Here is a 15920-nt window from a genome sequence, read left to right on the forward strand (position 1 = left end):
AAAGAGCCTGAACAGAACTCTTTGGTTCCTCTCAGGCTCTTTTGTATGTTTATATGTGTTTAAAACGACGGTCCGTTCATTCTGTTTTTAATATTTGGCTGTCTCAGGCGGAATAAACTGTTCTGCTTCGTTTACAAACTTCTTCACCTGAACGCCTGCTTTGACTACCGGAATATTGGTTCCCGCTCCGGCCACACATCCTCCCGGGCATCCCATTCCTTCAATCAGATAACCGTTCTTTTTGCCGGCCTTTGCCTGAAGAAGCATCTTCTTGCACTCTGCAAGGCCTTCCACATGGTCAATCTTCACATCCACTCCAGGATGATACTCTTTGACGCATGCCTCAATCGCCGCTGCGACACCGCTGGCAACCGCATAGCCGCGTCCTGCACCAAACGCATCGTTCATCTCTTCTTCTTTATCGTAGTTATTGAAATCAATGTTTTTGGCAGTGAACATTCCGTCTAACTCTTCAAATGTAATGACAAAGTCAACTTCACTTCTGACAGACTTTCTGGAAGCTTCCAGTTTTTTAGCCACACAAGGTCCTACAAATACGATCTTTGCATTTTTGTTGGTCTGACGTGCCGCTCTGGCAGTCGCAACCATAGGGGTCAGGGCATTGGAAATCTGGTCGATGACTTCCGGAAAATACTTTTTGCCAAGCATAGACCATGAAGGACAGCAGGAAGTTAATAAGAACGGAACCTCTCCTGTTGCAACTCCATGTGCGTAGTGCTCCGCTTCCTCCAGAGCCCCGGCATCAGCTCCTACCGCTACTTCCCATACATCAGCAAATCCGATGTCCAGCAGGGCTGCTTTTACCTTGGCCGGCGTTGCCTTAGGGCCAAACTGTCCGACAAAGGCAGGAGCTAAGATAGCGATGACTTCATTGCCCTCATTCATAGCTTTGATGAGCTGATAGATCTGTGACTTATCCGCAATAGCTCCGAACGGACAGTTGACCATGCACATACCGCAGGATACACACTTGTCCGGATTAATGGTAGCACGCCCTGCATAGTCAGTCTCAATAGCTCCTACGCCGCAGGCTACTTCACACGGTCTTTTTCTTTCATGGATCGCACTGTATGGGCATACCTTCTGGCATTGTCCGCACTTAATACACTTTTCCTGGTCAATGTAGGAATATCCGTCCACAAAACTGATCGCATTCTTCGGACATACTTCCATACATGGATGTGCCATACATCCCTGGCACTCTCCGCCTACGATGAAAGCCCTGTCCTTACATGCATTGCAGGCTGCAGGAATTACCTGTAAGAGAGGCGGCTCGTAGTATTTTTCGGCTATGTTGCTCTCTTTGATTCCTTTTGTAATTCTTGCAGGCTTGTCAGCAGGTCTTAAAGACATCCCCATGGCAAGACGGATTCTCTCTCCTACCACTGCCCTTTCACGATAAACACTGTCGCGGTATGTCGGCAGCTCACCTTTCACTAATTCGTACGGCAGATCCTCGATTTCTTCAAGGTCTCTTTGTTCATAGGCAAATTTAGCAATCTCTGTAAACACCTTTTTTCTGATCTCTCGGACCGGGGTCTCAATTCCTCTCATAGCTCCTCCTTTAATGTTCGTTAAAATAAAAACAATCTATGTTTATTTTACACTACTTTTAAGCGAAATTAAAGGACTTTTTTGCTTTTTTTGTACTTTATTCTGTACACATGAACCTTAACAAATTTCTCATTTTTCAGGCATATTTTGGATCAGTTCCTGAAGCTTTGCAAACGCCTGGCTCATTCCTCCGATTTCGTTGATTAATCCGAGCTTTACCGCCTGTTCTCCTTCTAAAATGGTGCCTGCATCTTTTACCTGTTCGCCGATGTGAAGCATCAGTTCCTCTACCTTTTTTTCCGGAACATCGGAATGATCGCTGATAAACCGGGTAATGCGGTCCTGAATCTTTTCAATGTTGCGGTAACTCTGCATAACTCCGATGAAGGTTCCGCTGGAACGAACCGGATGGATCATCATTGTTGCACTTTTAACAATAAATGAATAGTCTGAGGATACTGCCAGGGGTACTCCGATGGAATGGCTTCCTCCCAGCACCAGTGTTACAGTCGGTTTGCTCAAAGAGGCAATCATCTCCGCAAGGGCAAGACCGCACTCCACATCCCCGCCGATCGTATTAAGCAGGATCAGAACCCCCTTGATATCATCAGAATATTCCGCTTTTGCAAGTGCCGGGATCATATGCTCATACTTGGTTGTTTTCGCATTTTGAGCTGATAACTGATGACCCTCGACTTCTCCGATGACAGTCATCACATGAATGCCGCCTAAATCTAACTCACCTGTATCTCTCACTTCATTTCTTTGATCTTCATTCATATTATCATCCTCACTTTAACTGAAATTAATAATGCATCTTTCCTATGCAATAAAAAGAGAAGAAGCACAGTGCTTCTTCTCTTTATTGTCTTCCATTATAAGAAAGATTATTCTTCTTCAATTTCAAATGATACCAGCAGATCTTCCTGATTCACCTGTTCTCCTTCGTTGATATAAATTTTATCAACTTTTCCGTTGACCTTGGATACTACAGTGGTTTCCATCTTCATGGCTTCCACAGTGAGCAGCGGCATATTCACTGTAACCGGATCTCCCTCTTTTACAAGGACTTTTCCGACAGTTCCAGGAATGGTGGAACCTAAATGTCCCGGATTGCTCTTATCTGCCTTGATCCTGTGGTCTGCTTTAACCTCAAGGTTGCGGTCTAAGATCTTCACCTCACGCATGGAACCGTTGACTTCAAATTCCAGCAGACGGTAACCGTTCTCATCCGGCTCTGACATATCCAAAAACTTGATGATCAAGTCTTTTCCTGCCCCGATGGTCAGGGTTGTTTCCTCGCCTTTTCTCAGACCAAAGAAGTATACATGGCTTTCCAGCCTTGTAACATCATTGTAAGCCTCAAAATGTCTGCAGTAATCTTCATATACTTTCGGATACATAGCATAACTGATAGCTTTGCGGTGAAGCGTTTTTTCATCTTCCATTGTATCAATATAGAAGAATTCCTTGAGACCCTTTTTAATCTGGTCAAAGTCTTCCGGAGGAAGCAGGCTTCCCGGGCGGACAGTGATCGGCTTTTTGCCTTTCAGCACAATATCCTGAAGCTCTTTCGGGAACCCTCCTTCCGGCTGTCCGATCATGCCTTCAAAGTATTCTACTACAGAATCAGGATAAGATAAGCCCTTTCCTTCCGTCAGGATATTTTCCTTTGTCAATCCATTTTTAAACATAAAGATAGCAAAATCACCGACTACTTTGGAGGAAGGAGTTACCTTCACAATATTTCCAAGCAGGTCATTGGCATCTTTGTAAAGCCCTTTGATCTCCTCAAAGTCTTCGGCAGCCCCCATTTCTTTTACCTGGGCTAACAGGTTAGAGTACTGCCCTCCTGGGATCTCATACTTGTAGATCTCGGTATTCGGAGCATCCATTCCGCTCTCAAACTGTTTGTAAACCGGTCTGAGTCTCTCATAGTACTGGCTCAGTTCTGTGAGCTGATCCGGAACTAATCCAGTATCCCTCTCAGTTCCGTGCAGTGCCTCCACCAATGAGTTCATAGAAGGATTGCTGGTCATTGAACTCATAGAGCCGATAGCACAGTCCACAATGTCCACGCCGGCTTCTGTTGCCTTTAACAGGGTGCTGACTCCGTTTCCGGTAGAATCATGGGTATGAAGATTTACCGGTATGTTTAATTCTGACTTCAGCGCTGTAATCAGCTTCTCTGCCGCATATGGCTTCACAAGACCCGCCATGTCCTTGATCGTAAAGATATGACAGCCAAGGCTTTCCAGCTCTTTTGCCTTTTTCACGTAATAATCCAATGTGTATTTTGTCTCATTCGGATTCAGAATATCCCCGGTATAACAGATTGCACCTTCCACGATCTTTCCGGTCTTTAAGGCCGTCTCAATCGGAAGCTTCATGTTCTCAACCCAGTTTAAGCTGTCAAAGATACGGAACACATCCACTCCACGGTCAGCCGCTTCATCAATAAAGGCTTTGACGACATTGTCCGGATAATTCTTATATCCTACTGCATTTGAAGCCCTTAAAAGCATCTGAATCAGAGTATTCGGCATTCTTTCTCTCAGCAGTGCAAGCCTTACCCACGGAGATTCTTTAAGGAAACGATAAGAGGTATCATAGGTAGCACCTCCCCATGCCTCCACAGAGAAAGCATTTTCCATGTACTGGTTGGACGCCTTTGCTGCTCCGGCAAGATCCTTTGTTCTCATTCGGGTTGCCATCAAAGACTGCTGGGCATCACGCATGGTTGTATCTGTCACATATAATTTTTTATCACTGAGAATCTTCTGAGTGAACCCTTCTGCTCCAAGTTTCAGGAATTCATCTCTGGCTCCCCAGATCTCTTTCTTCTTATCATACTTTGGAAGTACACGGTCTTCAAAGAACGGCTTCTCTTCTGCCTTCTGTTCATTGACCATTTTATTTCCGAGGAATTCAAGGATCTTTGTTGCCCGGTCCTGGCTCTCAGGAAGAAGGAACAACTCCGGTGTATCTTCTATAAATGTAGTATAACACTGGCCTGATTTAAATGTTTCATGGTTGAGCACATTGATCAGGAACGGAATGTTTGTCTTGATGCCGCGGATCCTGGTTTCTTTCAGCACACGGGTAGACTTCATAACAGCACCTAAGAATGTACGGTCATGGGAACATGCCTTGACAAGGAGACTGTCATAATATGGAGTGATCTCAGCGCCCGCATATGCATTTCCGCCGTCCAGACGGATTCCGTTTCCTGCTCCGGAACGGTATACTGTAATCTTTCCGGTGTCCGGCAGGAAATTATTAGACGGATCTTCCGTTGTGATACGTGTCTGAATTGCATATCCTGTTGTTGCGATGCTCTCCTGGGATGGAATCTGGATCTCATCAGAATCCAGGGCATATCCCTGTGCCACAAGAATCTGTGTCTGCACAATATCAATTCCTGTAACCATCTCTGTCACAGTGTGCTCCACCTGAACTCTCGGATTCATCTCGATAAAGTAAGGATTGTTGTCCGCATCTACGAGAAACTCCAGAGTTCCGGCATTGCGGTACCCTACTGCTTTTGCCAGCCTCAGGGAACTTGCAAAAATAATCTGCCGTGTCTCCTCAGGAATACTGAAGGCCGGTGCGTACTCTACCACCTTCTGGTGACGGCGCTGTACAGAACAGTCACGGTCATAGAGATGGACGACATTTCCATAATTGTCTCCGATGATCTGAACTTCAATATGCTTCGGACTCTTTAAATACTTCTCAATAAAGATCTGGTCATCTCCGAATGCTTTCTTGGATTCGTCCCTGGCTTCCGCATACTCCTTCGGCATCTCCTCAGCCGTGTGGACTATACGCATTCCGCGTCCGCCTCCGCCGTTGGATGCTTTCAGCATAACAGGGTATCCGACCTTTTCTGCAATCTCCAAAACCTCTTTTTCACTATGTACCGCATGATCTACACCCGGAATAATCGGTACATCCGCTTTGATCGCCATCTGCTTGGAAGAGATTTTGTCTCCCATCGCTCTCATAATGTCGGAAGTAGGTCCGATAAATGTAATGCCGTGTCTCTCACAGGCATCTACAAACTCCGGATTCTCAGATAAAAATCCATATCCCGGATGGATCGCATCCACATTTTTCTCTTTGGCAATCCGGATGATCGTCTTGATATCCAGATATGCATCGATCGGTCCTTTATCCGGATTCAGCTGATAAGACTCATCCGCCTTGGAGCGGAACAATGCATAGCGGTCTTCTTTTGAAAAGACGCCAACAGTCGTAATCCCTAACTCATTCAGTGCACGGAATACACGGATTGCAATCTCACCGCGGTTGGCTACTAATACTTTTTTAAATTTCTTTATTTGCATTGGTAAACTACTCCTTATATAAAATTTGTCTTTCCTGGCAGGACAATAATCCGCGCCAGCAAGACGTATTAGAAATCATTATAGCTTAAAACTCACCATATTACAATAGCAGATTGCCCGGCAACCTTGTACAGGTCAAAAAAAGACGGCTTCCTACATCGGAAACCGCCTTGGCATTATCTTATTCTGCATCATCTGCATTGTCTGCGATCAATGCTTTCATGCTCAAGCTGATCTTCTTTTCATCCTTTTTGAAGTCAACGACTTTGGCTGTGATTTCCTGTCCAACGGATAAAACATCAGATGGCTTGTCAATATGTTCCTTGGCAATCTGAGATACGTGAAGCAGTGCATCAATGCCTGATTCTAACTCAACAAATGCTCCGAAATCAGTCATACGTGCAACTTTTCCGTCTACAACGTTGCCAACTTTGTATTTCTCTTCTGCTTTTAACCATGGATTTTCCTCTGGGAATTTCAGGCTTAACGCAATCTTTTCTCCCTGGATATCCTTGATCAGCACAGTAACTTTGTCTCCGATAGAAAATACCTTTTTAGGGTTTTCAACACGTCCCCAAGACATCTCAGAAATATGAAGCAGTCCGTCTGCACCGCCTAAATCGATGAATGCACCGAAGTCTGTCACGTTCTTGACAACACCGTCGATCTTCATTCCAGGCTCGATCTTTTCGAATAATTCTTTCTGTTTTTCTTTCTTTGCAGCTACTAATAACTGCTTGCGGTCACCGATGACTCTTCTCTTTCTAGGGTTAAACTCACTGATGACAAACTCGATTTCCTGTCCGTCGTATTTCTTTAAGTCTCTCTCATAAGAATCAGAAACGAGGCTTGCAGGAATGAAAACTCTTGCCTCATCAATAATGACACTTAAACCACCGTCTAAAACCTGTGCAACCGGCGCTTTGAGCACTTCCTTGTTCTCGTAAGCTTCTTCCAGGCGCTTGTTGCCTTTTTCTGCTGCCAGTCTCTTATATGTCAACAACACTTGTCCTTCTCCGTCGTTCACTTTAAGGACTTTTGTCTCCATCGTATCCCCTACTTTGGCGATTGTTGTTAAATCTAAGTTAGCTGCATCATTAGAGTACTCACTGCGTGTCAGAATCCCGTCAGCTTTGTAACCGATGTTTAAGATGATCTCATCAGGTTTTACGTCAATGACTGTTCCTTCCACTACCTCTCCGTTACGAATTGTAACCAAACTTTCCTCTAATAATTGTTCAAAACTCTTTTCCGTCATGCTAGCATGAACCTCCTTGATAATTTTCTCTGGGGTGGATGCCCCCGCTGTAATACCTACCTTACCAGTCGATTCAAAAAGTTTCAAATCCAGGTCTTTAAGTGTCTGCACAAAAAAGGTGTTCCCACACTCTTTCTTGCTGATCTCATATAACTTCTGGCTGTTAGAACTCTGTCTGTCGCCAATGACAATCATTGCATCTACATCGTGTGCTATAGATTTTGCTTCTAGTTGACGCTCTTCTGTGGCATTACAAATTGTATTACATACTTCTATATGATAACTCTTTTCCGTTATAATTTCAACTATATCTTGAAATTTATTGTAATTAAATGTCGTTTGCGAAACAATGCAGGTTTCTTTGCCTTCCAAATCCACTTCTGAAAGTTCCTCAGCTGAGGAAATAACATGGACTTCCCCGCTGCACCAGCCCTTGATTCCTTCCACTTCCGGGTGCTCTGCACTGCCGATAATCAGAATCTGTTTTCCTTCCCCGGAGGCCTTCTCCACAATTCTGTGGATCTTTAAGACAAACGGACAGGTGGCATCCACTAAATGAAGTCCTTTCTTCCGGATCAGTTCATAAATATCCTTTGCCACTCCATGGGAACGGATGATCACAGTGCCTTCTGAGATCTTTTCCAGCTCTTCTCTGGAGTTCAGGACCTTGACGCCTCTCTTTTCCAGATCAGAGACAACCTCTGAGTTGTGGATGATCGGTCCGTATGTGTAAACCTGCTCCTTTCCGGCTTCTTCGTACACCTTGTCCACTGCCCGCCTGACACCGAAGCAAAAGCCTGCTGTTTTAGCCAAATTCACTTCCATTTTACTTCACCTTTTCAAATTCTTTTATAACCGTATCCACCACTTCTTCTATGGACATCTCGGAGGAATCCACAAGAACTGCATCCCCGGCCTGTTTAAGCGGGGCAATCTCCCTGGTCATATCCTGGTGATCCCGCTTCTTGATATCAGCTTCAATAACAGAAAGATCAGCTTTCTGCCCTTTTTCGATCAGTTCATCATAACGGCGTTTTGCCCTTACCTCAACAGATGCCGTCAGATAAATTTTCAGATCTGCATCCGGGAGCACATTAGTTCCAATATCTCTTCCGTCCATAAGAATATCCGCGGTCTTTGCCAGATCTCTTTGAAGGTCCAGAAGAGTGGCTCTGACCGAAGAATATGCAGAGGTCTTGGAAGCCATATTTCCCACTTCCTCTGTCCTGATCTGTCCTGTAACATTTTCTCCGTTAAGCATCACCTGCTGCATCCCGTCTTCATAGGCAATGCTGACTTTAATATCTCTGCATGCTGCATCAACAGCCGCTTCATCCTTCTCATCAATGTGATGGTTTATAAAATATAGCGCCATGGCCCGGTACATGGCCCCTGTATCAACATAGATAAACTCTAATTTTTTTGCGATAGTTTTTGCAATGGTGCTTTTTCCGGCTCCTGCCGGTCCGTCGATGGCAATACTGTACATATGTGCTTTCCTCCTAATTCATTCCTGCTAAATATCCTGTAGACCATGCGATCTGAAGATTATATCCTCCGGTCAGAGCATCCAGATCCAAAACTTCTCCCGCAAAATATAAACCCGCCACCTTTTTTGATTCCATAGTGCTTGGATTGATATCCTTTACATCTACCCCGCCCTGCGTGATGATAGCCTCTTTAAAACCTCTGGAACTCGTGACAGAAAGAGGCATTGCTTTTAAAAGTGCCGCCAGCTGCCTCCGCTCTTGCTTTGTGATCTCATGAATCTTTTTTTCTTCCGGAATCCCGGATAATTCTAGGATAACCGGGATCAGTTTTTTTGGCAACAGCTTCCCGAGAGAATTTTTGAACTCTTTGTTGATATTCTCCTGAAAATCCCTCAGAATCCTCTGGTCCAGCTGTTCTGCTGAAAGCGCCGGCTTTAAGTCGATTTGCAGCTCTAATTTTTTCCCTTTGTGCTTTGCCGCATAACTGCTGGCACTTAAGATAACCGGGCCGCTGACACCAAAATGAGTGAACAGCATCTCCCCGAATTCCTGATAAATCCTTTTTCCGTCCGCATAAAGAGATGCTTCCACATTTTTAAGGGAAAGTCCCTGAAGCCTTTGGCAGACCGTTCCGTCCACATTAAACGGCACCAGCGCAGGATCCAAATGCGTCACCTTGTGTCCGGTCTTTTTGGCAAATAAGAGCCCGTCTCCTGTAGAACCTGTAGAAGGATAAGACATGCCGCCGGTAGAAACAATGACCTTATCTGCTTTTATGCTCTGTGATCCTCTTAATTCAACACCTTTGACACTTCCGTTTTCAATTAAAATGTTCTTTACTTCCGTATTCAGCCTTACTGATACTTTTCTCCTTGACAGCTCTCTCTCCATAGCCCGGATCACATCAGATGATTTATCTGATACAGGAAATACACGATTCCCGCGTTCCACCTTTACCGGACATCCCCATTGCTCCATCCATTCCATCATCTGTTCATTGGTAAAGGAATAAAATGCACTGTATAAAAACTCCCGGTTGGTGACCACATGGTTCATCAGGTCTTCAATATCACCGGCATTGGTCAGATTGCATCTACCCTTTCCCGTAATAAAAAGCTTTTTGCCCAGTTTTTCATTTTTTTCTAATAAGGTAACCTGATTCCCTTCTCCTGCGGAACAGATGGCAGCCATCATTCCTGCTGCCCCTCCTCCGACTACAATTACTCGTTCCATAAAACTCCTTTTTCTTATGCACCCATTGTCATTGGGCGTCTTCATATTTTACTCTCCTCACAGCAGCTGCTTTTTTTACAGATAAAATACAAGAAGCCAACAAAATCGGCAAAAATCCATCCGGCCGGCACAGCCCACCAGATACCTAAAAGACCGACGCCCGGCACTGCTGAGAGAATATAGGCCAAAAGTACTCTGCTTCCCAGCGAGATAACAGTCAGCAAAATGGAAATCTGGGAGCGGCCCAGCCCCCGGTAAAGCCCATAAAACAAAAATAATATTCCAATACCCGCATAAAAACAGCCGACGATATGAAGATACTGTACTCCGATTCCAAGAACCTTTGTTTCACCCGGATCAATAAAGATACGCATGAGCGGTTTTGCCAGAGAAACAACAAAAACGGATGCCAAAGCGCAGAAACAGGCTGAGATCCCGGCTGCCATGCACATACCCTTTTTTATACGCTCCGGTTTCCCTGCCCCGTAATTCTGTGCAATGAAAGTCGTAAATGCGTTGCCGAAATCCTGCGCCGGCATATAGGCAAATGCATCTATTTTTACCACTGCGGCAAAAGCTGCAGAAACAGCAAACCCAAAACTGTTCACAAGCCCCTGCACCATCAGAATCCCAAGATTCATAACAGACTGCTGGATTGCCGTAAGGGAAGAGTTGCTGATGATCATTCTCAAAAGTTCACGGCTGTAACGCATATGGCAGCGTTTCGGGCATAATTCCCCTGCTTTTCTAAAAAAATAAATTGTAATCAGAACAGCTGATACGCCCTGGGCGGCCACAGTTGCCCATGCCGCACCAGCAATTCCCATCTCAAACTTCAAAATGAACACTATATCCAATATGATATTAAGCACTGCGGAAACAGCCAGATATATAAGGGGCGTCAAAGTATTTCCTATACTGCGGAGTACGCTGCAAAAAAAATTATAAATGCAGACAAAAAAAATCCCAAAAAAGATAATAAACAAATAGTCATGGGTATAGGAAGCTGCCTCTTTTGGAATGTGCAGCCAGACAATCATCCTGTCCAAAAGAAGAAACGCCGCTGCGGTAATTACAGCTGATACAAGGCAGACAAAGACAAATGCATTGACAATGGCAGTCTTCATCCGCCCCATTTCTCTCCGCCCGTACAGCTGGGCAAATACAACACCGCTTCCCATACAAAGTCCCAGAAGGACAGACGTCAGCAGAACCATCAGTGCATAGGCCGAACCAACTGCCGACAGTGCTGCCGCTCCGATCGTCCTGCCGACAATCAAAGTATCCGCAATATTATATAACTGCTGCAGAAGATTCCCCAAAATCATAGGCAGACTGAACACAGCAATGGACCGGCCAATCCGTCCATCCGTCAAATCAATTTGCATAAATACCCCCATCTGACTGTAAAAAGGCAGTTTGTACCGTACACATGGATCCCCTGCGCATTTGTGCGCATCCTGCACGGAGTGCTTTTTTATTACATAGGGAGGTTCGGGGAACTTTCCTATGTAATAAAGGAGCGGCGGGGAAATACTTCTCCACGCCGCTTTTCTGTACCATTACAATACCATCTCCTGCAAAAAAACACAATCCTTTTCTCAATTTTTATATTTCCCCGAACGACTTTATCTCCTCAATCCTTTGTTTCGCTGTTTCATACCCCTGTCTGTAAAAGGCCTTCAGACGTTCTGTGTTATTATCTGCCCTGCTGACCAATACTTTATGTGGACGGATGACCAGCGCTTCTCCCTCTGCTTCCAGTTCCTCCAGATACTCTGCCGTTTCATTATAGCGCCGGTTCCTGGTTTCCAGCTGCTTTACCACTTCCGGATAGTTATGGTACATAATACGGGCAAGCCGCTGAGTCTTGCCGGTTACAGGCTTTCTATACTCTTTTTCCCTGGTCAGTACTACTATATTCTTTTTATAGCCGCGTTCCATTGCATGGCGTATGGGTATGGAGTCTGATATTCCGCCGTCCACATACCGTCTTCCCTCCAGCTCTGTCATCGGACACACATAAGGCACTGTACAGCTTGCCTTTACAATCTGCATCAGCCGTTTCCCGTCGTGCTTTTCAGAAAGATACACCGGTTCCCCTGTATGACAGTCTGTTGCCACATATTCACAAACCATGTCTGAAGCCTCATAAGCTTGATAGTCAAATGGAATCTTCCGGTTTGGATATTCGTCAAAGACCAGTTCAAAATCAATCATGGATCTTTTTCTAAGGAGATGGGTCCAATGGATAGGCGGATGATTCCGTCCGTTTGGTATCATACAATCACGGGATCTTCCCTTCTGTCCGGAAATATAATCCATTGCATTGATCGAACCTGCGGAAACTGCTGCTATGTAGGGCATATAAATTCCGTAATCCTGCAGGCAGTCCAGCACTCCGGCAGTAAAGACTCCCCTGTTAGCCCCGCCTTCCAGAATCAGGCCTGTATGTTTCATTATCTTTTGTTTCTTTTCTATTTCAATCACTCCTTTTTCATTTTCCGCAGCTAAAATCCTAATCACATTGTATGGAAAAATCAATGTTTCTGGCAGAATCGTCAATTTTCGGGCAGAATCGTCCGGCGGCTGTCATGACAGAGGCTGCTTTTTGATATATAATAAAAATAAGCTTGAAAATCTGATGACTAAAAGAGGTGAATGATGATAGGATTACATACATTGCTGATGGAGATGATACAGTTTTCTATTCTGCTTCCGGCAGCAGCATTCTGCTATCTCCCCATGAAAAATCAGATAAAATACACAAGACTTCACTTGCTTCTTCTCTGTATGGGGATCTTTACTCTCTATATACCTGCTGCCTCATGGCTTGCCCTGTATCTGAATACAGAAATTAATACTATTTTACTGCCGTCTCTTGTTTGTTTTTTCTTTCTCTATTGGAAAACAGTAAAAACAGATTTATCCAGGACACTGGCAGTATTTTTGAACGCATGCGCCATCATGTCTTTTCCGGCTGTCGCAGCCTTTATTTTTGATGCATATCTGTATCCCGCATCAGGTGCTTTGAATTTCTCTCCGGAAGCAGGATTTTTTCAGTTTTTTCTCTCTTTACTGCTGGTACTGCTTCTGGCTTTCCCTCTGCACCGGTATTTCAGCTGGATGCTGGATTCCCTGGACTTTCCGAATGTCTGGTATTCTACTCTGGTGTTTCCGCTGATGCTTACTCTTTTTAACCTGATAATAACTCCTTATTCTTATGAAACGCTTCATACCGGGAGGATTATAGTCATACTTCCCCTGCTCGAGCTTATTCTGTTTCTGCTTCTTTTGTTCCTGTATATCCTTTTCTATCATATGGCTGCTGTGATTCTGGAACACGCAAGAAAAAAAGAGGAAGTCCGGTTTCTCGAAATACAGGCAGAACAATACGAGACACTTCAGAATCATATTCAGCAGACCAGACGGCTCCGCCACGACTTCCGCCATCTGGTGATCGGAATGACCGGCCTTGCCGACAGCGGTGATCTTGATGGTCTGCGCACCTATCTGAATGAATATAAAAATGAACTGGACTCTGACACACCTGTCAGCTACTGCCGGAATGCCGCGCTAAATGCTCTTTTAAATTATTACAGGGAGATGGCCGTCTCTGAGGCGATCAAAACAGACTGGAAGATCCAAATCCCGGAACCGCTGACCATTTCGGAATTGGACCTTTGCAGCCTCCTTGGAAATCTAATGGAAAATGCCATCGCCGGATGCAGGACGGTTCCAGAGGACGAGCGCTGTTTCAGTCTGACCATTGTACTGAAAAATACCAGCTCCCTGTGCATTGTCTCCACCAACAGCTTTGACGGCACAGTCAGAAAAAGCCGGGAAGGTTATCTGTCCACCAAACGGAACGGGGAAGGCACAGGGCTGTTCTCCATAAAAACAATCGCAGAAAAGTACAGCGGCACCGCTCAGGTTTCCAACAGCGGCCGGAAATTCTTTGTCAATATCCTGCTCAAAGTCTGAGTCTTGTCTGTTAACGAAAATATTTTTTTATTTGAAAGGGAAAGGAATTAAGAAATTTGAGAGTTGCTTTAATTGATGATGAAACTGAATATCTTCATCGTATGACAGAATACTGCAATGAGTTTTATAAACAAAAAAATCTGCAGCTTGACCTTTCTGTTTTTCATTCGGGTGAATCTTTTCTGGACAGCTTTCAGAAAAGTTCCTATGCCATCGTGTTTATGGATATTTATATGAAAGGCATGGGAGGAATTGAGGCGGCACAAAATCTTCGAAAAAAGGACAGTGAGTGTATCCTGATCTTTCTGACCTCCAGCCCGGATTTCATGCCGGATGCATTCTCCTGTCATGCTTTTGAATATATCACCAAGCCGTTTACAAAAGACCGGGTATTTCAGGTACTGGAGGATGTCCTTAGGATTATGCCGCCCGTTTCCCGCTTTATTGAGATTCTCAGTGAACGGAAAAAGGTTCCTATACTCCTTTCGGATGTAATGTCTGTCATAAGTGACGGTCATTATCTTGAGATCACTCTGGCGGATAACTCATCCTTGAGAAGCCGTATGACTGCAGGGAATTTTCTGAATCTTACGGATAACGACCCACGTTTTCTTTCTGTCAACAAGGGGGTTATCCTGAATGCCGACTATATAAACAGGATCGAGAATCACTGCTGTACCCTGGAAAATGGTGCAAAATTCCCGATCCGTGTGAGGAAGCGCAGGCAGATAGAAGAAGAGGTGAGAAACTATCATTTTAAGAAGATCCGCAGCCGGCAAAAGTATTCTTCGGAGCAGCCAAAATGAAAAAATCTCATGCTCATGTTAAAAGCCGGCAAAAGCCTGATAATCTTTGGCTTTTGCCGGCTTTGTTCTGCTCAGCTTCTTACTTTATAATATGAACATCGCATCTCCAAAGCTGAAGAAACGGTACCGTTCCTTCACCGCTTCCTCATATGCATGAAGGATATGCTCTTTTCCTGCCAATGCAGACACCAGCATCAAAAGTGTAGACTCCGGCAGATGGAAATTTGTGATGAGGCCGTCAATAACCTTAAACTGATAGCCGGGATAAATAAAGATCTCCGTCCATCCGCTTTTGGGCTCAATATGACCATCTTCATCTGCGGCAGATTCCAAAGTCCGTGTACTTGTGGTTCCCACAGAAATAATCCTTCCGCCTTCCTCTCTGGTCCGGTTGATCTTATCCGCTGCCTCTTCATCCACATAATAGAATTCCGAATGCATATGATGCTCTGTCACATCTTCCACTTTTACCGGCCGAAAGGTGCCAAGCCCTACATGCAGAGTGACGTAGGCGAGCCTGATGCCCTTTTCTTCAATCTCTTTGAGCAGTTCTTTTGTAAAATGCAGTCCCGCTGTAGGAGCAGCCGCAGAACCCTCATGCTTGGCATACACGGTCTGATACCGGTTCTTATCCTCCAGCTGATGAGTGATATACGGAGGCAGCGGCATCTGTCCAAGCTCGTCCAGAACTTCCTCAAAAATCCCATCGAACTCAAACCGTACAAGCCGGTTCCCCTCATCTACAATATCCATGACTTCTCCCATAAGCTTTCCGCCGCCAAAAGAAATCCTTGTCCCCGGTTTTGCCTTTCTCCCTGGTTTTACAAGCGTTTCCCAAGTATTGTCCTGTTTTCTTTTTAACAGCAAAACCTCAATCTTGGCGCCGGTTCCTTCCTTTTCTCCGATGAGACGCGCCGGGATGACTTTTGTATCATTTAATACAAGGCAGTCGCCCTTTTTCAGATGTCCAATAACGCTTCGGAAAACCTCATGTCTGATCTCCCCTGTCTCTTTATCCAATACTAATAATCTTGAACTTGAACGGTCGGCCAGCGGATCCTGGGCGATCAGCTCTTCCGGCAGGTCAAATGTAAAATCTGATGTTTTCATAAATGCTCCTGTTTTCTCCTAATTATTTTCAATATGTTAGTATATCATTAAAAGCATGGACCTGCAATGAGAAGCCTTGTTTTCTTCAATTTTCCGGCCCTTTCACCGCTGAATC

At 44.7% G+C, this 15920-nt stretch carries 11 protein-coding genes; 2 read left to right on the plus strand and 9 right to left on the minus strand.

Features of this window, described 5'->3' with window-relative positions:
• Positions 1–87: 87 nt before the first annotated feature.
• The 8 genes from KH180_RS08860 to KH180_RS08895 form a co-directional block, all read right to left on the minus strand.
• Positions 88–1575, minus strand: coding sequence for a 4Fe-4S dicluster domain-containing protein (locus KH180_RS08860; RefSeq protein ID WP_290759369.1), 1488 nt, complete (start codon positions 1573–1575; stop codon positions 88–90).
• Positions 1576–1704: 129 nt separating this feature from the next.
• Entirely contained in the window at positions 1705–2355 is a 651-nt protein-coding gene (locus KH180_RS08865; RefSeq protein ID WP_290759372.1) for a ClpP family protease, read from the minus strand.
• Positions 2356–2462: 107 nt separating this feature from the next.
• Positions 2463–5924 (minus strand): pyruvate carboxylase, encoded by a 3462-nt coding sequence (locus KH180_RS08870; protein ID WP_290759375.1) that lies wholly within the window; start codon positions 5922–5924, stop codon positions 2463–2465.
• Between the two features lie 181 nt (positions 5925–6105).
• Positions 6106–8007, minus strand: coding sequence for a bifunctional 4-hydroxy-3-methylbut-2-enyl diphosphate reductase/30S ribosomal protein S1 (locus tag KH180_RS08875; protein ID WP_290759378.1), 1902 nt, complete (start codon positions 8005–8007; stop codon positions 6106–6108).
• A gap of 1 nt (position 8008) precedes the next feature.
• Positions 8009–8671 carry a (d)CMP kinase gene (gene cmk / locus KH180_RS08880; protein WP_290759381.1) on the minus strand — a complete coding sequence of 221 codons (663 nt, stop codon included), beginning with the start codon at positions 8669–8671 and terminating at the stop codon, positions 8009–8011.
• Positions 8672–8684: 13 nt separating this feature from the next.
• Positions 8685–9905 (minus strand): NAD(P)/FAD-dependent oxidoreductase, encoded by a 1221-nt coding sequence (locus tag KH180_RS08885; protein WP_290759384.1) that lies wholly within the window; start codon positions 9903–9905, stop codon positions 8685–8687.
• A 41-nt stretch (positions 9906–9946) separates the two neighbouring features.
• Positions 9947–11293, minus strand: coding sequence for an MATE family efflux transporter (locus tag KH180_RS08890; protein ID WP_290759387.1), 1347 nt, complete (start codon positions 11291–11293; stop codon positions 9947–9949).
• A 220-nt stretch (positions 11294–11513) separates the two neighbouring features.
• Positions 11514–12365: a patatin-like phospholipase family protein gene (locus KH180_RS08895; RefSeq protein WP_290759389.1), complete on the minus strand. Its 852-nt coding sequence runs from the start codon at positions 12363–12365 to the stop codon at positions 11514–11516.
• A gap of 201 nt (positions 12366–12566) precedes the next feature.
• Between KH180_RS08895 and KH180_RS08900 the strand changes: the two genes are divergently transcribed.
• Both KH180_RS08900 and KH180_RS08905 read left to right on the plus strand, forming a co-directional pair.
• Positions 12567–13889: an ATP-binding protein gene (locus tag KH180_RS08900; protein WP_290759391.1), complete on the plus strand. Its 1323-nt coding sequence runs from the start codon at positions 12567–12569 to the stop codon at positions 13887–13889.
• 56 nt (positions 13890–13945) lie between these two features.
• A complete protein-coding gene (locus KH180_RS08905; protein WP_290759393.1) occupies positions 13946–14695 on the plus strand; it encodes a LytR/AlgR family response regulator transcription factor in 750 nt (249 codons plus the stop codon).
• Positions 14696–14779: 84 nt separating this feature from the next.
• Here the strand turns inward: KH180_RS08905 and queA are convergent, their stop codons facing one another.
• Positions 14780–15805, minus strand: a complete 1026-nt coding sequence (gene queA / locus KH180_RS08910; protein ID WP_290759395.1) for a tRNA preQ1(34) S-adenosylmethionine ribosyltransferase-isomerase QueA — start codon at positions 15803–15805, stop codon at positions 14780–14782.
• Between the last annotated feature and the right edge of the window lie 115 nt (positions 15806–15920).

It is taken from the genome of Anaerostipes sp. (assembly GCF_018381315.1).
Classification (GTDB): domain Bacteria; phylum Bacillota; class Clostridia; order Lachnospirales; family Lachnospiraceae; genus Anaerostipes.